General features: G+C 48.9%; 13 protein-coding genes. 12 read left to right on the top strand and 1 reads right to left on the bottom strand.

All coding sequences use genetic code 11. The annotated features are described in order from the left end of the window. The first annotated feature begins 5 nt into the window (after nucleotides 1–5). From HGH90_RS15825 to HGH90_RS15860, 8 genes are all read left to right on the top strand, one after another. Nucleotides 6–2252 (top strand): glycoside hydrolase family 20 zincin-like fold domain-containing protein, encoded by a 2247-nt coding sequence (locus tag HGH90_RS15825; RefSeq protein WP_169191511.1) that lies wholly within the window; start codon nucleotides 6–8, stop codon nucleotides 2250–2252. Between the two features lie 10 nt (nucleotides 2253–2262). After that, nucleotides 2263–4401, top strand: a complete 2139-nt coding sequence (locus tag HGH90_RS15830; protein WP_169191512.1) for a hypothetical protein — start codon at nucleotides 2263–2265, stop codon at nucleotides 4399–4401. A gap of 95 nt (nucleotides 4402–4496) precedes the next feature. Further along, a complete protein-coding gene (locus HGH90_RS15835) occupies nucleotides 4497–5291 on the top strand; it encodes a TlpA family protein disulfide reductase (RefSeq protein ID WP_168762980.1) in 795 nt (264 codons plus the stop codon). 112 nt (nucleotides 5292–5403) lie between these two features. Next, nucleotides 5404–7260 carry a sigma-70 family RNA polymerase sigma factor gene (locus HGH90_RS15840; RefSeq protein WP_169191513.1) on the top strand — a complete coding sequence of 619 codons (1857 nt, stop codon included), beginning with the start codon at nucleotides 5404–5406 and terminating at the stop codon, nucleotides 7258–7260. A gap of 101 nt (nucleotides 7261–7361) precedes the next feature. Beyond that, nucleotides 7362–8336, top strand: a complete 975-nt coding sequence (locus HGH90_RS31785; protein WP_168762982.1) for a FecR family protein — start codon at nucleotides 7362–7364, stop codon at nucleotides 8334–8336. A 105-nt stretch (nucleotides 8337–8441) separates the two neighbouring features. Next, complete coding sequence (locus HGH90_RS15850) at nucleotides 8442–11675, top strand: TonB-dependent receptor (protein WP_169191514.1); 3234 nt, start codon at nucleotides 8442–8444, stop codon at nucleotides 11673–11675. 89 nt (nucleotides 11676–11764) lie between these two features. Then, complete coding sequence (locus HGH90_RS15855; RefSeq protein ID WP_169191515.1) at nucleotides 11765–13237, top strand: hypothetical protein; 1473 nt, start codon at nucleotides 11765–11767, stop codon at nucleotides 13235–13237. A gap of 66 nt (nucleotides 13238–13303) precedes the next feature. Continuing rightward, nucleotides 13304–14113 carry a hypothetical protein gene (locus HGH90_RS15860; protein ID WP_169191516.1) on the top strand — a complete coding sequence of 270 codons (810 nt, stop codon included), beginning with the start codon at nucleotides 13304–13306 and terminating at the stop codon, nucleotides 14111–14113. Nucleotides 14114–14213: 100 nt separating this feature from the next. On the opposite strand, the gene HGH90_RS15865 is transcribed toward HGH90_RS15860, so the two are convergent. Next, nucleotides 14214–16109, bottom strand: a complete 1896-nt coding sequence (locus tag HGH90_RS15865) for a hypothetical protein (protein ID WP_169191517.1) — start codon at nucleotides 16107–16109, stop codon at nucleotides 14214–14216. A gap of 98 nt (nucleotides 16110–16207) precedes the next feature. Between HGH90_RS15865 and HGH90_RS15870 the strand changes: the two genes are divergently transcribed. The 4 genes from HGH90_RS15870 to HGH90_RS15885 all read left to right on the top strand — a co-directional run bounded on the left by HGH90_RS15870 (nucleotide 16208) and on the right by HGH90_RS15885 (nucleotide 20955). Continuing rightward, nucleotides 16208–17023, top strand: a complete 816-nt coding sequence (locus HGH90_RS15870) for a DUF1080 domain-containing protein (RefSeq protein ID WP_168762987.1) — start codon at nucleotides 16208–16210, stop codon at nucleotides 17021–17023. Between the two features lie 304 nt (nucleotides 17024–17327). Further along, a complete protein-coding gene (locus tag HGH90_RS15875) occupies nucleotides 17328–18233 on the top strand; it encodes a sterol desaturase family protein (RefSeq protein WP_168762988.1) in 906 nt (301 codons plus the stop codon). Nucleotides 18234–18282: 49 nt separating this feature from the next. Then, on the top strand, nucleotides 18283–18924 hold the full coding sequence (locus HGH90_RS15880; protein WP_168762989.1) for a hypothetical protein: 642 nt from the start codon (nucleotides 18283–18285) through the stop codon (nucleotides 18922–18924). Nucleotides 18925–19098: 174 nt separating this feature from the next. Continuing rightward, nucleotides 19099–20955: a beta-N-acetylhexosaminidase gene (locus HGH90_RS15885; RefSeq protein WP_211172648.1), complete on the top strand. Its 1857-nt coding sequence runs from the start codon at nucleotides 19099–19101 to the stop codon at nucleotides 20953–20955. Nucleotides 20956–20957: the final 2 nt, after the last annotated feature.

The following is a 20957-nucleotide window of genomic DNA, read 5'->3' on the forward strand; positions in this document are numbered from 1 at the left end:
AAATAATGAAAGGATTCCTTACTTTATTGCTATTGGTTCCACTGTTATGCGCCGCTACCGTGTGGAAAGATGTTACCATCGTTTGTAAAGACAAACAGATCGCTGCGCAGGTATTGCAGGAAGAAGTACAGCGCCGTACGGGGCTTTCCTGGCCTATTGCCACCAGGATGCCGTCAACTGGCGATGTGATGCTGCTTGCATTAACACCGGGAGCACCTGAATCCTATCATGTTGAATGCATCCTGGCTGCCGGCCGCCGGCAGATCCAGGTAACGGCGCCGGATACACGTGGTTTGCTGTACGGCGTGGGATACCTCCTACGTACCATGACCTACCTGCCGCAACAGGTGCAGCTGGCAGACGGGATCAACGTGGCGGCTACCCCGGAAAAGGCGATCCGCGGCCACCAGATCGGTTACCGCAATCTTGCTAACTCCTACGATGGATGGACGCCGGAACAATACGAACGCTATATCCGCGAACTCGCCATCTTTGGCGCCAACAGCATAGAGGCTATTCCCTTTATGCCGCCATCGCCGCATTTCCATCTACCTTCCCACGACATGAATCTTCGCATCAGCGAATACTGTAAAAAATACGACCTCGACTTTTCAGTATGGACGCCCGCCACCTTTGATTTGCAGGATACCGTCAAAAAAAATCAATTCCTTTTACAATTCGATTCCCTCTTCCGGGAGTCGCCCCGGCTGGACGCTGTATTCTTCCCGGGTGGCGATCCGGGCGACAATACCCCGCAGTTGGTGCTGCCCTTCCTCGAAGAGCTGGCACCCCGGCTGAAAAAATATCACCCGAAAGCATTGATCTGGTTATCGCTCCAGGGCTTTAACCCCGACGCCTGTACGTTCGTTTATTCCTATATCACCCAACGCCAGCCGCGGTGGCTGGGAGGGATCGTGGTAGGTCCCTCCAGCCCCTCGCTGGAAGATACGCGGGCAGCATTGCCGGCCCGCTATAAAATCCGACATTATCCTGATATTACCCACACCGTACGCTGCGACTACCCCGTGGTATGGTGGGATCCCGCCTTTGCGTTTACCCTGGGCCGGGAACCGGTGAATCCGCAACCGCAGTACTATGCTAACATCTATCGGTTTATAGCACCCGTGATGGATGGATTTATCAGTTACTCTGATGGCGCCCATGATGACATCAATAAAATGACCTGGAGCCTGCTGGGCTGGAATAGCCAGGCAGATGTCCGCGACATCATGCAGCAATACGCCAATTTCTTTTTTGGTTCTGCTGCCAGGGATGCCGCCGCAGAAGGAATCCTGGCCCTGGAAAAGAACTGGGAAGGGCCTATCGCCGGCAACGCCGGTATTGCTACCACCCTTGGATGGTGGCAGCAGCTGGAGCAGCAGCACCCGGAACTCAGCACCAACTGGCGCTGGCAAATGTGCCTGCTAAGGGCTTACTACGATGCCTATACGCGGCAGCGCGCCATCCGCGACGCTGCGCTGGAAGCAGCCGTGAACCAGGTACTGCCCGATAGCGGCGATGTGATGTCCCGCGCAGAAAAGATATTGCAACAGGCGGATTCCGTAGTGGAGCCAGTATGGCGGCAGCGCATCGTCGATTTATGCGAGGCACTCTATCAATCCATTGCGTTGCAAACCAGCGTGGCCAAATACAAAGCCGCAGGACCGGAAAGAGGAGCTGTGCTCGACTTCCTTGACCGGCCTTTAAACAATCGCTGGTGGCTGGAAGATAAGTTCAAATATATCCGCACGCTGGCACTATCCGCACAACGTAAAGCGCTGGATACATTGGCGCGCTGGGAAAACCCCGGCCCGGGCAGTTTTTACGATGCAGTAGCGGATATTTCCAAATCTCCCCATGTACTCCGGTCAGAAAATTTACATACTGATCCGCTTGTGCGCCGCAGCGATACGCCGGGCTTCGACTGGTGGGAGAGCGGCTATAGCCGTAAACGCTTGTCGTGGATGGTGAGCCTGCGGTGGCCGTCGGCGTTGCGGTACGATCACCTCGACACCACCGCACGGTATGTAGTGAGGGTAACCGGTTATGGAGAAAGCCTGCTGAAAGCCAATGGCATGCGACTCAAGCCCGGTCTGTATGGAAAAGGTATTGGCGAGCTAAAAGAATTCCCGGTACCTGCGGAGCTGACAAAAACCGGTACACTGCTGCTCACCTGGGACAACATCGACGAAGAACACCTTAACTGGCGCCAACATTCAAGGGTCACCGAAGTGTGGCTGATTAAATTATAAATGCATACGGATGAAGAAAGTTATTTACCTGGCCACAGGCCTGCTACTGTCATGCTCCGCCTGGGCTACGCCCGATGATCCCTTTACGCAGGCGGTGTCTGTAAAATATACCGTGCCGCAAGGCTTGCATATGGTAAAGGTAGTCACCGACTACAACGATAATGTACAGGTGCTCACCAAAGAAGGCTTTTATCGCCTGAGTGGGCAGGAGTTGGTCAGGGACCTGCGCTTTCGCCCCCTGGCACAAAAGATCCCCGTGGATGTTACCACCCGCGAAGGCAGCGGGCATTTATACTACCTGTATGCCGACAAATGCCTGACCAACGGCTATGCCGGTATTCCTTACATTAATCTCCCGCCCGGAAAGTTTAAGCGTGTAGCCGTAGACGTGAACGGCCGCATGTTGCTGGCCGGGGATCAGGCTATGGCTATTGCCGACAATGGAAAGCTAACGTCCCTTCCGGATATCCCGGAGGGCGTTACTTCGATGGAAGCGAATGGGGGTGAATTTTTTATACTAACGCCTAAAGCAGTATACCAGCTGAAAGATAACCGGTTTATTCCTATACACCGCGTAAACAACGCCACCGCCATGGCTTTCAGCGGTCAGGATATTGTGCTGGGCACCCATCACGGGTATTATGCCGTGAACCGCCGCAGCGGGGATACCTGTTTATCACTCCAATTGCGTTTACCCGTTACCGATATTGCGCAGTTACTGGTCGTAAATGGACAGGTGTGGGCAGGTACCCCGCAGGGAGCATTCCTGAAAGGCGACAGCGCCTGCCGGTATTTTGCCTCCCGCCGCTGGCTGGACCAGGACAGCGTAAAAGGCATGACCGTGGATAGTAACGGCGATGTATATGTGCTAACCGGTACAGGTCTCAATAAAATTACCTTCAACCGGCAAACACTGGCCCAGAAAGCAGCTTATTTCCAGCGCAAGATCCGTGAAAAGCATATCCGCTATGGATTCATCGCTAACCTGCAGCTGGATCCCCCCGGTGATGAACGTACCGCCCAAATGGCCGATACCGACAATGACGGCCTGTGGACCAGCTTCTACCTGGGCAGCCAGGCATTCCGCTATGCTACTACCAAAGAGCCGGCAGCCAAACGTTATGCCTGGGAAGCCTTTGAAGCCTTTGAAAGAATTTTGTCTGTTAACCAGTTGACCGGTTTTCCTTCCCGTACCTTCGAAAGAAAAGGCTACAAAAATTCAGATCCGGAACGATGGAGAGATTCACCAGACCCGGAATGGGAGTGGAAAGGGCATACCAGCAGCGACGAATTTGTAGCCTATATCTGGATAGCGGCCGTATTACATGAAATGGTGGCCGAAACGCCAGAAGAACAGCAACGGGTTACTGCTTTCATTGATAAGATCATGACGCATATCCTCGACCATAAATATACCCTCACCGATATCGATAATAAGCCTACGCTTTGGGGCCGCTGGGGACCAGAATACATCAACTGGTATCCTACCACCATCGGCGATCGCCGCCTGGGAAGCACTACCATTATGGCGGGGCTGCAACTGGCGTATGCGCTCACGGGTAAAGAACGCTATAAAACAGCTGCCTATGAACTTATCAAGAAATATGGTTACCTGAAAAATATACTCATCGACTACCGCACCATTAAGCCTACGCCAGGTTACCTGCATATGGGCATCGACATGGGCAACGGCGGCTGGAACCACTCCGATGATGAAATGGCGTTTCTTACCTATTGGGTACTATACCGTTATGCTTTTACACCGGAACTGAAAGAACAATACAAAACGGCTATCCGTAATCACTGGGAAATGGAACGGCCGGAAAAGAATGCGCTATGGAACCTCATTACGATGGCTACTGCCGGCAATTTTGATGCAACAGCTACTACCTGGTGGTTGCAAACCTTCCCCATGGATCTGATCACCTGGACCATCACGAATAGTCACCGCCAGGATATTACGCTGCTGCCGGCTAACTTCCGTAACCAGGCCACAGCTACTTTATTGCCACTCGACGAACTGCCTGTACACCGGCATAATGCCAACGCTTTTACCCTGGATGGCGGTCATAATGGTGATTCAGAGCTGGCCGGCGATGAGTTCCTGTTGCCCTACTGGATGGCGCGCTACCTGAAAGTGCTGGAATAGCCGGATGATAACTTTATGTAAATAAATATTGCACTTCTAGTATTGCTTTTGTAACTTATAAGCTATACACACCTGTTTTGAACTTTTTTGGTACAATGAAATGGTTGAATAGCTTTTTGATATTGGTTGCGTGCAGCTACCTGCACAGCTGCACGCAACCGGCTGCCCGTGTAAAAGAAGGTATGCCAATGATAGCGCCGGAGAAGATACTGAAAGACGCGCAGTCATTGGGTTATTATAATCAACAATACCTGCATCTCAGCGTTAACTACACCTCACTGGATACAGCAGGCAATAAGATAAGCCGGAAGCAGTTTCTGCAACTTTTCGCCAGCGGAAAATACCTGCCGGTGAGGCTCGTCACCAGCGACTCATCAGTATGCTACCGGCTATATCCCGTACGGGAGAACATGGACGCCGGCACAGTGGCAACCTTGAGATATTATAGCACTACGGCTTATAACGACTATAAGCGGGAAGGAGAGGTGTATCCAGCCTTTGATTTTAAAGATGTAACGGGCCGTGTATATAACGCAGCAACCACTAAAGGAAAGATCCTGGTACTTAAATTCTGGTTTATTCATTGCACCACCTGCGTAAAAGAGATGCCAGCGCTAAACCAGGTAGTACAGAAATATACTACTCACCCGGAGATTGAATTTTTAAGTTTTGCTTTTGATACCAAAGAACAGCTGGTCAATTTTCTGAAACAGCATCCCTTTCGTTATGCGGTTATCCCGGTACCAGAAAGTTATCCAACTGCTATGAAAGTCAATAGCTTTCCCACACATATGATTGTCAATCCCGAAGGGAAGATTGCCCGCATCGTCAATTCCCCGGCGGATCTTGACCGGTCGCTGGCGGAAATTATTGCGCCGGCCAATAAATAATAGTTTTTAAACAATTGTAATCCAACTATAAATACGCAACTTGAAAAAAAATCGCTGCCATTAACATTGCGTTAATAGTAACAGCTTATTTTGGTTATCATATTTCAACCTAATGTCTGCAGCGGTATTTTTTATCAAGTTGTATAATGTTAACTATCAGAAGGTCTATGACTTCTCCTATAAGCTCTGTGGTGACCCACACCGGGCGAAAGATATTACCCAGCAATGTTTTCTCCGCCTCTGGGAAAAAATAGATACTATTGATAGTAGCCAGGAAGACATATTTCCCCTGTTATTCGTTATTGCCAAACGGGTAGTCATCGATGAAAGCAGAAGGGCGAATACCAGCGCCCAGGCGTATAAGGATATCTTGCATACCTCCACCGGCAGTGTAGACGAAACGGTTACCAATATCGATTACAAACAGCTGAAACACCGGCTGAGTAATATCCTGCAACTATTGCCCGACAAACCCCGTACTGTGTATGAGTTCCGCGATTCGGGGTATTCACATAAAGAAATAGCCGCTATGCTCAACATCTCTGTAACAACGGTACGTACCCATCTGAAAACCGCCACTCATTTTATCCGGAAAAGAATTGGCAACACCACCGTGATATTGGTGGGCGCCCTGGCATTATGGTCTTGCCGTAAAGGAAGCGATGGGCCGTCTACTCCCACCGGTCCGGTTACAACAGCGGAAGTAAACCGCTGGATATTGGATAGTATGCAATGGTTCTATTACTGGAAAGACGGACTACCGGGTAGCCCGGATGCCTCCAGTGAAGCGCCTGCCTATTTTAACTCGTTAAAAAACGCGGCAGACCGTTTCTCTTTCTTATATGATCCTGCGGTTTGGAATACTTACCCCGCCAGTATAAGAAGCGTATATGGTATGGAAGTAACGGTGGTAAGCGATGATAAAGCGCCAGGTGGCGCGCTGGGAATTATCCAGCTTGTGCAACCTGGTTCGCCGGCCGCATCTAAAGGGCTCACGCGGGGCCAGTTATTTACCCGTATTAACAGCCAGATACTCAGTACGGGAAACGCCGCCACGCTGTTGTCGGCTTTGGTTAAAGACCGTAAGGGCCAGCTCATAATGGCCGACAAAGCCGCTGATGGTAAGGTGACAGAAACCACCGAACAACTCGTGACAGGAGGCGGCATCACAGAAGAACCGGCAGTGCAGCAATCCCTTATCCTTACCGGTACACCCCAGCCCACGGCTTATCTCTGTTTTAATTATTTCGACGATCTGCAATCGGCCGCGCTGCTCCAGGCATTCAATACCTACCATCAACAGGGTATTCAGCACCTGGTGATCGACCTGCGCTATAGTCCCGGCGGAAGCGTGGCCATGGCGGCGGTATTGTGCGCCCTGGCGAGTAACCATATTAAACCCACGGATATTTTTGCCCAATATAGCGGTAATAGCCGGCTGGGTAACCGTAGCATCACTTTTGAACGCGCAATGGCGTTACCGGAACAAGGTACGCCGGTGAGCTTTGAACAGGTATGGGGGCTGCAGCTGCCGTTAAATAAAGTATATATATTGACAGGGGCACATACTGCCTCTGCGGCCGAAATGGTGGTTAACAGCCTGAAACCCTATGTTACTGTGATCCAGATAGGTGGTACCACTCTTGGCAAAGATGAGGGCATGATCACGATTACGGATACCCGTAATCCTAAACGGATTCCCTGGGTGCTGATGCCCATTACCTATAAATTGCTGAATGCTACCGGCGCCGGTGGCTATCACCAGGGCCTGGCGCCCGCTTACCCGGTAGATGAACTGGCCAGTTTGCCACTACAGCCGCTCGGCAATACCAGCGATCCTTTGCTGGCGAAGGCGTTGCAGCTGATAGGCGCCCCTGGCGGCCGTATAACCCATACAGCGCAAAACGCGCCCAGGCAGTACATTACACCCGGAGCGATGGCTTACCCGGTAATGGTTACCCATCCCTGATTTCATCTCCAATGTTACCAAAATGTGAATTCACCTTTTTCTCCTCCTCACTTTTTTATCGCCATTCGTTCTGTTTGTATAATTCATTCAAATATTAAGAGGTGATCACACAACAACTATTAGAACGTTATTTTAAACAACAATGCACGGCAGAAGAGCGCACCTTGGTGGAAGCCTACCTCGATGCCGGTGATCATACTCTTTTAGATGGATTTTTACAATCGAAATGGAAGGATGCCATTGAAAATCCTTCTGCTACTATAGCACCACCACCTATTACGCTACCCCGCCAGGCTAAGATCCGCATACTGCGGGCCAGCTGGGCGAAGTATGCAGCCGTATGTACAGGTTTACTTGTTTTGTCAACAGCCATCTTTTACGCCCTGACTGCCGGTAAAAAGAAAGCGGTAGTCAGTCAGGTAGCCCGGCAGGAGTGGAAAGAACTCGATAACCGCGGCAGCGCTATCCGCTCTGTTGTGATGGGCGACGGTACTAAAATATGGTTGAATAAGAATGCGGTGCTGCGTTATCCGGATAATTATAATGAAGCTACCCGGGAAGTGGAACTGTTGGGAGAAGCGTACTTTGAAGTGGCGCCTGATAAAAGCAAACCATTTCGCGTACACACGGCCGGCATTACCACTACCGCACTGGGAACCGCTTTTAATATCAGCGCCTTTACCATACGGGACACGGCTATCCGCGTAAGCCTGCTGGAAGGTAAGGTGGCGGTTACCACCGCCGGCGCCGGCGACCGTATACTCACACCCGGCATGAAAGTGGATTTCGAAGATAACCAGCTGATGGAGCCTGTGCAGGATAGCCTGGTAAAACAATCCACCGGATGGATAAAAGATAAGATCTATTTTAATAATACTACCCTGAAAGAAGTATGCCGCCGGTTATCGTACCAGTATAACCAGCAATTGACCGCAACGGAAACCGCAGGACAGCAGCGTATTTCAGGTACATTCAATACATCAGACGATTTCAAAACCATTGTGGCAGCCATCACCTTTGTACATCAGCTACAGGTGACCTATACACCATCGGGGTGTAAGATCAGCAAAGAGTAAATTTTTGATACAACAAATAACGCACTACAGCATCGCAATATGCTGAGCAGCTATACTATTGCCCATACGGGTCATTTTTAAAAACAAATAAAAGCTATACTATCAATGAGGTCATTTGTACGAAGTATCGTTTTGATCATGTGTCTTGTTTCTTTCCTACCTTTAACAACGCTGTATGCCCAGCACCAGGAAGGCTTACAGCAGTTGGTAAAATTACCGGTTGGCAAACAGCCGGTAGCCGCCATACTTACTTCCCTGCAACAACAGCAGGGAAATTACAGGTACCTGTACGACCCTGCACAAATAGCTTCCCTGCGCCTGAATATTCCTAAAAGCCCGATGCCTTTATCTGCGCTCTTACAGCTGGTAGATGAACAATTGCCACTGGAAGTGGAGCTGAAAGAAAATATCATTGCTATCCGCAGTAAAGGCAATAAAAACGAAAGCACCGTCAAATCCGCTATGGGCAGTCTCCAGGGCCGGATTTTTAACGACCAGAATGAGTCGGTGCCAGGTGTTACCATCTCTGTTAATAAAGGCACCAAAGTAACCACCTCCAGGGTGGATGGCACCTATACCATTCCCTTACCCGAAGGCATATACGAAGTACAATTCAGTCACCTGGCATTTACCAATACCCGTGTAGCTAACATTGCAGTGAAAGCGGGCCAGGCTACCATAAAAGACGTGATGCTGGCGGCCACCGCTTCTAACCTGAAAGGCGTTACAGTCAATGCTACCGCTAAAAGGGAATCCATCGCTTCGCTGTACAACCGGCAGAAAAATGCCGCTGCTTTAACCGACGGTATCAGCGCCGAACAAATAGCCCGTACACCAGATAAGAATGTGGGAGAAGTATTAAAACGCGTGAGCGGCGTAGCGACGGTAGATAATAAATATGTAGTGGTACGCGGTATGAGCGAAAGGTACAATGGCGCCATGCTCAACGGTCAGCTGATGCCCAGCACAGAATTGAACCGGAAGAATTTCAGCTTCGATATCATTCCTTCTAATATCATCGATAATATCACCGTATATAAAACCATTACGCCAGATATGAGCGCCGAATTCGGCGGGGGACTGGTCAACGTGGAAACGAAAGCCATTCCTACACAGAATTTCTTTACGATCAGCGTGGGAGGTAGCGTAAACGACAATACCACCGGGAAGAAATTTCTCAGCCTGAAGCTGGATAAAGAATACCTGGGGCGCCCATCGGAACACCGGGAACTTTTCGGAAAGCTCGGCTGGTCCAATCTCTCATCTATCCGGGAGCAAACTGCAGGGCTTACCCCTCAGCCTGGAACCGGCAACTATGAATATCCCTTAAAGAAAGGGCAGGTGATAAATAACAACTGGGGGCTCTATAACATGAGGGCTCATCCTTCACAAAATTACCAGGTGGCCTGGGGACACGTTAATAACCTTGGCAATGGCCGTCAGCTGGGACTGTTGGCAGCAGTGAGCTATCGCAATACACTGCAAACCCAGCGGGTAGAATCACAGCGGGATGGTTTTATTTATGATCCCAGTAAAATAAACGGCGATGATTCCATCATCTTCCGGGGAAATCAATATGGCTTTACCACCAATATGGGATTCCTGGCTGGTGTGGGATATACCACCAACAAGCATAAAATCAGTCTTCAGTCTTTATATGTTAATACACTGGATCAACAGCTGATCCTGGGAAAAGGGCTGAGCGATATAGGCGGTACCCAGGGACAAAGAACAGGGTATTACGACAATGTGCAATGGACCCGCTTATGGCAAACACAGTTGAAAGGGGAACACAGCATTGGCGAAAAAGGCATTAAGATACAATGGTCTGGCACGTATGTGCAGCTAGACAGGCAACGTCCCGACAACCATCATATGAATGCTGCCGCACCGGATGACAGCATAACTGCCGATCCTTACCTCATGGTTGGCCCGCCCGCTGCCAGGGGGATTGATGGCGCTATGCGCTGGTGGACACGTGCCTATGAGTCAGATTTTAACTGGGATGTAAATACGCAGATACCTTTCCGTTTTAATATAGGCAATACCGTATTAACCAATACGTTTAAAGCAGGGTATGCAGGCTGGTATAAAGACCGTTCTTTCTATGTGGCGCGTGCCTCTACGGGAGGTCCGGTTTCTAAAATACCCCTGCCGGTACCTGCCTTCTTCGATCCCGCCAACCCGGATTACAAGTTTGCCTTTGATAATTTTGGAGATGACTTCCACCGCTTTGCTACTTTACACGCTGTATATGGCATGTTTGATCAGAAGCTGGCGGGTAAATTAAGGTTGGTTTGGGGCGTAAGAGCAGAGTATTACAACCTGAATAAGGTGAATGAAGTACTGGAAAAAGTGATTGGTAGCATTGGCAATGCCAATAAGTATGACCTGAGCTCCCTGTATAACCGGGAGAAGAACTGGAATCTGTTTCCCTCCGCCAGCCTGACTTACAGCCCCACTAATAAAATGAATATCAGAGGTTCCTATGCGCAGAGCATCATCCGTCCCGATTTACGCGAACTGACCTTTTTCAAGGAGTATGATTTTGAATTGGGAGATGAATATATGAGCAATGACCCTATCGTATCTACGCGCATCAAACACGTGGATCTCCGCTATGAGTACTATCCCGGGCCAGGAGAGATCCTGTCTTTATCCCTTTTCTATAAAAAGATAGATAACCCCATGGAGATCTTTAAAGACTTCAATGGTAGCTTCTATACGCTGCGCAACAGCCATGTGGCCGAGAACCGGGGGATAGAGGTAGAAATACGCAAATCACTGGCTTTTACGCAGGTGCCGGTGATCCGGAACCTTACGTTGTATGCCAACGGCACCCGGTTGTTTGCCCGGGTGAAGAAGGCATCTAGCATCACTTATAAAGAAGATCCTCCAGGGTCGAATAAAATGGTGCTGGTACAAAGCATTGGTGAGTGGGAAAACAGGCCGCAGCAGGGCGCCAGCAACTGGATGGTCAACGCAGGAGCCTACTACGATATCAAGCCCGTATCTGTGAGCCTGATGTATAATTATGTGACTAACCGCCTGTTTATACCTAACCAGAACTTTTATATTTCCCAGTATGAACGGCCCCTGGAATCATTGGACGGACAAGTAGCCGTTCGCTTGCTGAAGGATAAAATGATTCTTCGTGCCAACGTGAGCAACCTGTTAAACAGCTATTCACTGATCTATATTAATCACGGCGATGGAGAGGAAACATCCGGAGAGCAACGCACAGCAAAGCAATTAATGTATCAGAAAGGCAAAGATTATGTTCAGCATCGGCTCACACCTGGCAGAACGTATAGTTTCACGCTGGGATACAGTTTTTAATGAAACCCCGTCACAGCGTTAGTAAATGAATGTATTACCGGTATATACAGTTTTTAGTTTCCTATTTTCTAATTTTAAATCTTTGATTGATGACCAGGTTTAACCTCTACGCTGCAGCTGCAACTATCCTGGCTGCCAGTGTACTCACAGTTTCTTGTAAAAAAGACGCACATCAGCAGGGAGATCGCCCGGTGAGCGCTACCCAGATTGTACCCGCTAACGGTGCTACCCTCAGCGGTGTACTCGGTACCAACAAGGCTACCCGCGATACCATTCACCTCACAGGTGGTACCTACCTGTTGAGCGGCCTGGTATATGTTGACACCCTGGATGTAATCCAGATCGATGCCGGTTCTACTATCAAAGGAATTCCAGGTGCTGCCGGTGTTCCGGGTGGTGGCCTGGTAATTACCCGTGGTGGTAAAATTGAAGCCAATGGTACTTCCAGCGCTCCCATTGTTTTCACTACCAACAGCGCCAGCCCTGCTTCCGGCCAAACTTCCGGTATCATTATCCTGGGTCGTGCTACCACCAACCTGGGTGATACTGCCCGTATCGAAGGTATTGGCGGTGTTCCTCCATTGATTCCTTACTATGGTGGTTCTGTTGACACCGACAACTCAGGTATCCTGAAGTATGTACGTATTGAGTATGCTGGTTTCGAACTGTCACCCGACAATGAAATCAACGGTTTAACCCTCGGCGGCGTTGGTAGTGGTACTACTATCGACTACGTAGAAGTGTACAAAGCGGCTGATGATGGTATCGAATTCTTTGGCGGTACTGTAAACGCTACACACGTGGTAGTAGTAAACCCGCTGGATGATGGTCTCGATTTCGACAACGGTTTCCGTGGGCGTATTCAGTATGCGTTGGTAGTAGAAGATACTACCCGTGCTGATAAGAGCGGTTCCAACGGTATCGAGTCAGACAACAATGCTACCGGTAACCCCCGTACCCCGGTAACCAAACCATTGATTGCTAACCTCACTATCATTGGTCAGCCTAACCAAGCCCTTGCTACTAAAACCAACTTTGCCCCTTCTGGTACCGGCAAATATGGTGTAGCCGCACAATGGAGAAGAAGCAGCCAGTTTGAAGTGTACAACTCAGTATTCCTGGGCTTCAACAATGGTATCCTCCTGGACAATACCGTTCCTACCGGTGGTACTGCAGCAGATCAGACCACTCAGGAAAAGTACAGGGATGGTGTATCTAAAATCAAGAATAACCTGGTACACGCATTCAATGTTCCTTTCTTCAGCAATCCTGCTTATCCTTACAGCGCTACCAAGCCTTATGCTGACCCGGCTGATAACAACACCGGCTATGCTAACGCAACAGATGCAAACCTGGCTATCAGATTGAAAGATCCGTTCAACAGGGTTCCTGTTGACTTCTATCTGCCAAGAACAGGCGCTCCTGCGGTTGCTTCTCCTGCGCTGACAGGTGGTTTAACTTCCGGCTTACCTGCTGGTTTAGTAGGTACTACCTACAGAGGTGCATTCGATGGTACAGCTACCAACAACTGGGCTACCGGATGGACTAAATTCAATTACTAATCAGTTTTTATGGCGTGACTGGTCCCCTCCGGGGGATCGGTCACTTTTTAATCAATGTATTATCAAATGAGGTATTCTATTGTAAGATTATTATGTTGCCTGTTGGCAGGGATAGGATTGTTTTCCTGTAAGAAAGGCACACTGCTGGAAGGAGAGAAGTTCATGGAATTGTCGGTTCCTTTTGTACTAACTACTACGGATACACTAGATGTATTTGTGGATGGCCACCTGGAAAGGACAGCTGAAAATATTAAAGGCCACAGCGTTAGCGTGTTATTAAAACAGAAAAGTCAATTGCAGCTCAGCATACGGAAAAAAGGCAGCGCCACGGTATTGAAAGATACAACCATAAATGTCACTACCAACAGCCTGTCATTGTCCTATGCCTACGATCCTGCATTGGGATTTAACCAGTTTGTGAAGGGAAGCGATTTTGAGCATCCTTCTACCGACAGCATTGCATTTATTCTTATTAATAAGTTTACCAATTTCGGTTCCGGAAAAATCAATGTAACGATCTTCCGTAATAACAGTAAAGACTATACGGCAAATCCAGCCGATTCGGTTACTATCCTTAAAAATATACCATTAGGAGGCATGTCTGAGAAAGTAATACTGCCCGTAAAAGCAGCCGATGGCACAAAGAATCTTTACGTCATTGTTGTTCGTGATGCCGTAAGCGGCATAGACCCCAACGCAGAATATACGCGTGATTTTGGCGCACCCGAGAACTCTGCCTATAACTTTATTAACGATGATAGCAACGCCCAGGCTTCGCCTGGTCTCATCAACGGCATTTCCATTTTCCCTCTTTCATACGATACCGGCAGCAAAGTATACTATATGACGGATACACAGATAGCGTTCCAGTTATAAAAAGCAGAAAGCCAAAAGCAGAAAGCTATTGTAGCGAATAATCAATGAGGATTAAAGACTCGCTGATATCATTCCCTACAATAGCTTTTTGCTTTCTGCTTTATAATTCCTGTTCCAGCGCCCCAGGTAATCTATACCCATCGTTATAGGGTATGATATATTTCCGGGGCGCCACGCCGCAGGAAGAAGATGTTTCTACAATCAGGTCATACCCCGGGCGACCATTTTTCTCAAAACGGAATTTGTTGTCGTAGCACCGGCGGTTATCACTACCGTTATCATACTCATAGGACGTAACCAGGTGTGTAAGCGGCGACAGCTGATCGCTCTGTAATCCAATAATATCTACCCAGGATACATTTTCTCCCATGTGGGTAAGGCCGCCTTGCAGTGCAATGCCTACCTGTTCATCGCCGGTACGTAATAGTTTGAGGAAGCGGCCGGAATAGCCGTACATCCCGCCGCCACCCGCGTTGAGCAGAAAGGTTTGCAGTTGCCATTTATCTGCATTTTTGCTAAACAGCAATATGTCGCACCAACCAGTGGCGGCTCCATACTGGGGGCCCTGGTTGGTAAATATTGCCAGGGCATATAGTTTTTTATCTGTTTTAAAGAAGCGCAGCGTATCCAGTGATCTGATGATACTGTCGTGATCGCCCACCTCGGCAAAAAAGGATACCGTGTCATACACCGCACGGGATAAGCGCATTGCCTGGTCAGCGTTGAAATCCGGCGCGGGCGCCACCTGGAGATTCCAGTTGTCGCTGGCCCGGCTGCTGCTGATCAACCGTATCCCGGCTATTTTCCAGCCATTATCGCCACGTTGTAATTGGTATTCCTGCTCAAAGATACCATTGCCGTTTACGGGGTCGTCGACCGCCACGGTTGCCTGGATGTTGATAGTCCGCTCGGCTCCGGGAATAGGCTGGTAAAGCGGCTTTAGCAGTTTAGCAGCGGTGATGCCTCCATACATTTTTACACTGGAAAACTGTGCCACGGTACCCCAGCGTTTACCGGTACAATATTCCCAGGCATGTGCATATTGGCGCCGGTTCAGTGCAGCGGTAAAAGAGTCTACTACTTCCGTTGCCAGCAGCATGTTGGGAAGGGGGGGCATGTCGGGGGCTGTTGTGGCAAGCCCGGTTAGTTCATTGCCTTCGGGATAATATTGATAGGAGCGACGTGCCACATAATCCATTTGCCCGTTCATGAACCGGGTTTGTTTAATCCAGTTCCCTTTGGCATCGTACTCGTATTGGTAAGTATTAATATATACTTTCCCGTGACCACTATAGGTGGTAGCTGATATATCTCCCTGTTTATTCAACTCCATGGTGGTCATGAAATTGTTAGCCGGCGTGTTTTTATAGCTCGTCTTAAACCGGAACAGCTGCGCCTTTTCATCAAACTCACGGCTCCATTCCATGTCCTGGCTGGTGCTGGTCGTATGTGATCCGGTTAACTTCCCCGCCTTGTTGTATGTATATGTAGTGGTAGTTTCCGGCTGACCCCGTTGCGTGGTAATACTTTTGTCCACCAGGCGACGCTTGTCGTAGAAAAGCTGCACGGACTGCAGAAGGGTATACCTGTCGTGCTCCATGTAGCCATAGGTATCTATCTGTCGGATGCTGTTGTCATCGTTGTACAGGTATATTTTCCTTCCCGGTCCGTCACTGCTGTCTATCCGGTTACCGGTATAGTAGTAGTGGGTGGGAATACTTTTATCGGTGCCGGTATAGTTCATCAGCTTCGATGGCCAGCCCGATGTCGTGAACTCAAACGCTTGATAAGTTAAAGTATTGCTGGGTGTACCCTTGCTATCGTAATTGATGAGGCATTGTATGTACGATTTTACAGGCCCTCTCAGCAACCCCTTTTCCCTATTGACCAGTAGCAGTATGGAGATATCCTGTTTGGTGATGTTTTCATGTAATTCCTGTGACTGGGCATTGGCCGCTAACAAACAAAGTGCTACCAGTAATATAAATTTATTCATTCGGGTATCCGGGTTTTGGCGAAGGGTCAAATATAGGAATAAACACTTTTATTCTTTATTTTAAAAAGCTATTTTGCCGGTCGAACAATTCTAACGTTATGATAAAGCATCGTTTTTCCCGGACGCTGGCTATGGCCTTATTTGCCGGTTTTATTTCCTGCGCAGGAACAGTGAAAAAAGATACCCCGCCTAAGTGGATCCCTCTTTTTAATGGAAAGGACATCAATGACTGGATCGTGAAAATTCATCACCACGAGGTAGGCGACAACTTCGGGAATACCTTCCGGGTAGAGGATAGTATTATTAAAGTGCGCTACGACCAGTATAGTGACTTCAATGAGCAGTTTGGCCACCTGTATTATAAACAACCCTTTTCGCATTATCACCTGAAGTTCGAGTACCGCTTTGTAGGGAAGTGGTGCCCTACTGCACCGGAATATACGTTACTCAACAGTGGCGTCATGTTTCATTCACAGGATCCGCGTACCATGCCCAAAGAGCAGGACTGGCCTATTTCTATAGAAATGCAACTATTGGCGGGTTTGGGAAATGGCCAACGCCGGCCCACAGGTAATATGTGCTCGCCCGGTACCAACGTGGTATACAAAGGAAAGCTGGATGAAACGCATTGCATCGAATCATCTTCCCATACCTATGAAGGGGAACAGTGGGTACGCGGGGAGCTGATTGTACTGGGCGATTCCCTGATCACGCATATTATCAACGGAGATACGGTATTACAGTACTCCAAACCGCAGATTGGCGGGGGCGTAGTACATGACTATAATCCTGCCATCAAGATCGACGGTAAACTCCTGTCGGAAGGGTATATCGCCTTACAAAGTGAAGGACAACCGGTGGACTTCAGGCATATTGAGATCATGGATTTAAGCCCGGCGGCTAATAGGAAATAAACTGCGCACAACAAAAGTCCGGGATAGTACGCACCGGAATTTAAAATATAGAAAACGGCTTCCTCAGAAAGGAAGTCGTTTTTTTATAATTAGGAGGAGCAGGGGATAATGAAAAATCCCCCTATGAAGCCCATATGGGGCCTGCCGGTAAAAAAGGAACGTTCATCGCCAATACATGGCCGCTGATCGCCTTTTCCTTGCAAAAAATAATTTTTAGTAGTAGTATAGGGGTTTTTTTCCCGGCACTCGTCTAAATTTGCAAGGGAAACCTGTAATGGGAGAAATCCCTGGAAATGTATTACCTATGACAGAATCAACTTTGAGTTCGGCTATTGTTTATTTGTTCGGAACTATTATTATTTTAAGCCTCCTGGAATCTTATTTCAGCTATAAACATGATAAGAAATACTATGATTCCAAAGACACCCTGACCACCGTTTACCTGATGAGCGTTAACTTCCTCGTAAACGTGGTCATGAAATCCGGAACTTATCTTTTACTGGATTTTTGCTATCGGCGCTATCGTTTTTTTATCATTCCCAACACATTCCTTTACTGGATGGTGCTGATCCTGCTACAGGATTTCCTGTACTGGTTGCTGCACGCCACCGGGCACTATATCAGGCTGTTTTGGGCAGTACATGTTACCCATCATTCGTCTGAACAGTTTAACCTCACTACCGGATTCCGTTCCAGCGTATTTGAGCCTATGTACCGGTTATTCTTCTTCGTGCCATTGAGCCTGCTGGGCTTTAGCGCCCTGGACATCCTGTTTGCCTACTATATTACACAGATATACGGTAACCTGGTGCATACCCAGGCCATCGGAAAACTGCACCCGGTAATTGAGTATATATTTGTGACGCCCTCTCACCATCGGGTACATCATGCCAGTAACTACCGGTACCTCGACAAAAACATGGGTATGCTGCTGATCCTCTGGGACCGCCTATTTGGCACCTTCCAGGAAGAACTGCCGGAAGATAAGGTAAAGTACGGACTGGTAAAAGAATTGGAGAACCGTGGCCCCGTGAACATTATTTTTCATGAGTTTATTGCTCTCTGGCAGGACATGAAAAAAGCTGATTCACCGGCAGATAAACTGAAATACCTGTTTTATGCGCCGGGATGGAGCCACGACGGACAGTCGCAAACTAGCAAAGACCTGCAGCGGCAGTTGGCGGAAGAAGAGGGGAGTGCAGTGGTGTAGCGGTCTCGCAGGCTATTTTTATTATCTGCTCCTATACCTGTCAAACAATATGGAATTAATCAGTAGACCCTTTTTCCCGGATGAAATCCGCCTGTTGAATAAGCTGAAACTTAAATACAGTCAGAAGGCCGTATCACGTCTGAAGGTATATGACTTGCTGTTGATTTTTATCACCGGCATCGCCTTTGCGGATATGGCCACCATGATCAAATCCGGTATGGGCGTCGCCGTATTTGGCACGCTGGCTGGCCTTTGTTTTTTTGTTGTCTTATTTGCCCCTTTTGAGAGATACCAGAACAACAGGCGCATAAAACGCAAATGGTCGGTCGCCAACTCGCTGCTGATGCAAAACAGGCTCACCGTTACCAGGGTAAATGCCCTACAGATAGCGCTGGCAGCCGAATATGAGGATGAAGGCGATTTATACCTGGTCGCTTATAAACCAGACGCCGTACTCTATTTATGGGATAATAATTACCAGTTAAGCAAACGGTTGCCCTGCCTGAATTTTGATATCTACCCCGAAGAATTTACCAGGCTTACCGGCCGCCAGGTATACACCCTGAGCGAACAAATTATGCCGCTTTCCATTGCCGCCGCACATAAATGGAAGTACCTGAAAAAATATGGAAGTCCCCGGCAACTCAGTACCGAGGAGATCAGCATGGAAGACCTGATCGCCAGGTTTTAGAAGGTATAACGGTATGCCTCACACGCAGGAACAGGATGGGGCAGGATGCCATCATCGGATTTTACCTGTAATATTGGATAAGTGCTGCCCCTGAACAATGAAATTTGCAGCATTCCTTGTCAGCCCGGTGTTATCTGATTACAATCAAAATGCAGGTATTTAAATTTTCCCGTTATGTACTTATTTAGCAAGACAATGCTCGTAATATGCCTGTTGCTGCCGGCATCATCACTGCGGGCACAGTTAACCAATCCGTTGATTCCTATACCGGTAGAAATGGTTACCGGTAAAGGCGCTTTCCCCATTTCCCGGGAAACCGCTATCGCTGCCGATGCCGCATTACATGGAGAAGCAGCGCTGCTGCGAGAACAACTAACCGCAGTTACCGGGTATCCGCTACCGTTAGTGTCAGCACGCAATACCGGTAAGGCAATCCGCATGCAGCTCAATACTTCCAACGAAGCGGCCCTGGGGAAGGAAGGCTACCGGCTGAATATTACACCGGCGGGCGTCATTATCCGCGCCAATACGCCAGCAGGCATTTTTTATGGCGTACAATCATTATTACAGCTACTCCCGCCAGCCATAGAAAAAAGGCAGTTGATGCAGCAGGCACTGACTTTGCCAGCCGTATCGGTAACAGACTATCCCCGCTTCGGCTGGAGAGGATTGATGCTGGATGATAGCCGCCATTTCTTTTCTAAATCATTCGTGAAGAAGTATATCGACCAGATGGCCAAATACAAATTCAATGTATTCCACTGGCATCTTACTGATGATCCGGGTTGGAGACTGGCCATCCAAAAATATCCACAACTCACAGAGATCGGCGCCTGGCGTGTTCCCAGAACAGGACGTTGGGGAACTTACAGCGGACCTGTACCAGGAGAGCGGGCCACTGATGGCGGATTTTATTCAGCGGAGGATATCCGCGAAGTAGTACAATACGCCGCCGCCAGGCATGTTACCATCGTACCGGAAATAGATGTTCCAGGTCACAGCGGCGCCCTGATCGCCGCGTTCCCGGAAGTATCCTGCAAGCACGAACACCATCCTACGTATCCGGGAAGCAGTGAAGGTCCCGGCGATAATGTGCTCTGTGCCGGAGAAGAAAAAAGCTTTGTGCTGCTGGACAGCATCCTGGGCGAAGTGGCGTCGTTATTTCCTGGTACCTACCTCCATATCGGCGGCGATGAGGTGGATAAATCGTTCTGGAAGCAATGCCCCAAATGCCAGCGCCGTATGAAACAGGAAGGGTTGAAAGATGAACACGAATTACAAAGTTATTTTATTAAAAGAGTGAGCAGGATCGTAGAGCGATATGGCAAAAAGCTGATAGGCTGGGACGAGATCCTCGAAGGGGGATTGGCTCCCGGTGCGGCAGTGATGTCGTGGCGGGGACCAGAAGGCGGTATTGCTGCCGGCAAAGCGGGGCATGCCGTGGTAATGACACCGCTGCAGTTTTGTTACCTGGATTACCTGCAAACAGATTGGCACATCGAACAGATCGGCGGCAACCACCTAACGTTGACGGATACCTATCGCTTTGAACCGGTGCCCGAAGAAGTAGATCCCGCTTACATTCTCGGGGGACAAGGCAACCTGTGGACCGAGTTCATTGCTTCTCCGGGGCGGGCGGAGTATATGACCTGGCCGCGGGCCTTCGCCCTGGCCGAGGTACTGTGGTCTCCAAAAAAAGAACGTGTGTTACCGGATTTTCTTAGCAGGGTAGAAAAGCATTTCGTACGTTTGTCTGACGCCGGCGTCAACTATGCCCCCGCTATTTATGATCCCCAGGTGCGCACGGAAAAGAATGCCACAGGTGCCGTAAACCTGGTCCTGTTCACCGAGGCGCCTGACCTGGAGCTGTACTATACGTTTGAAGGCGTACGCCCCGACCGGTACGCATTGAAATATACCGGTACGCCGGTGGCAATACCTGCCGGCGCCTCCGATGTCAAAGTGGTGACGTACCGCAACGGCAAGCAAATGGGCAGGGTATTATCTATCAATATAAAAGAGCTGCATTAACA

Source organism: Chitinophaga sp. Ak27 (genome assembly GCF_012726295.1).
Lineage (GTDB): Bacteria > Bacteroidota > Bacteroidia > Chitinophagales > Chitinophagaceae > Chitinophaga.

Coding starts and splice junctions, on each gene's coding strand:
- HGH90_RS15825 (WP_169191511.1), top strand. CDS start 6: ATGAAAGGATTCCTTACTTTATTGCTATTGGTTCCACTGTTATGCGCC.
- HGH90_RS15830 (WP_169191512.1), top strand. CDS start 2,263: ATGAAGAAAGTTATTTACCTGGCCACAGGCCTGCTACTGTCATGCTCC.
- HGH90_RS15835 (WP_168762980.1), top strand. CDS start 4,497: ATGAAATGGTTGAATAGCTTTTTGATATTGGTTGCGTGCAGCTACCTG.
- HGH90_RS15840 (WP_169191513.1), top strand. CDS start 5,404: ATGTCTGCAGCGGTATTTTTTATCAAGTTGTATAATGTTAACTATCAG.
- HGH90_RS15850 (WP_169191514.1), top strand. CDS start 8,442: ATGAGGTCATTTGTACGAAGTATCGTTTTGATCATGTGTCTTGTTTCT.
- HGH90_RS15855 (WP_169191515.1), top strand. CDS start 11,765: ATGACCAGGTTTAACCTCTACGCTGCAGCTGCAACTATCCTGGCTGCC.
- HGH90_RS15860 (WP_169191516.1), top strand. CDS start 13,304: ATGAGGTATTCTATTGTAAGATTATTATGTTGCCTGTTGGCAGGGATA.
- HGH90_RS15865 (WP_169191517.1), bottom strand. CDS start 16,109: ATGAATAAATTTATATTACTGGTAGCACTTTGTTTGTTAGCGGCCAAT.
- HGH90_RS15870 (WP_168762987.1), top strand. CDS start 16,208: ATGATAAAGCATCGTTTTTCCCGGACGCTGGCTATGGCCTTATTTGCC.
- HGH90_RS15875 (WP_168762988.1), top strand. CDS start 17,328: ATGACAGAATCAACTTTGAGTTCGGCTATTGTTTATTTGTTCGGAACT.
- HGH90_RS15880 (WP_168762989.1), top strand. CDS start 18,283: ATGGAATTAATCAGTAGACCCTTTTTCCCGGATGAAATCCGCCTGTTG.
- HGH90_RS15885 (WP_211172648.1), top strand. CDS start 19,099: ATGTACTTATTTAGCAAGACAATGCTCGTAATATGCCTGTTGCTGCCG.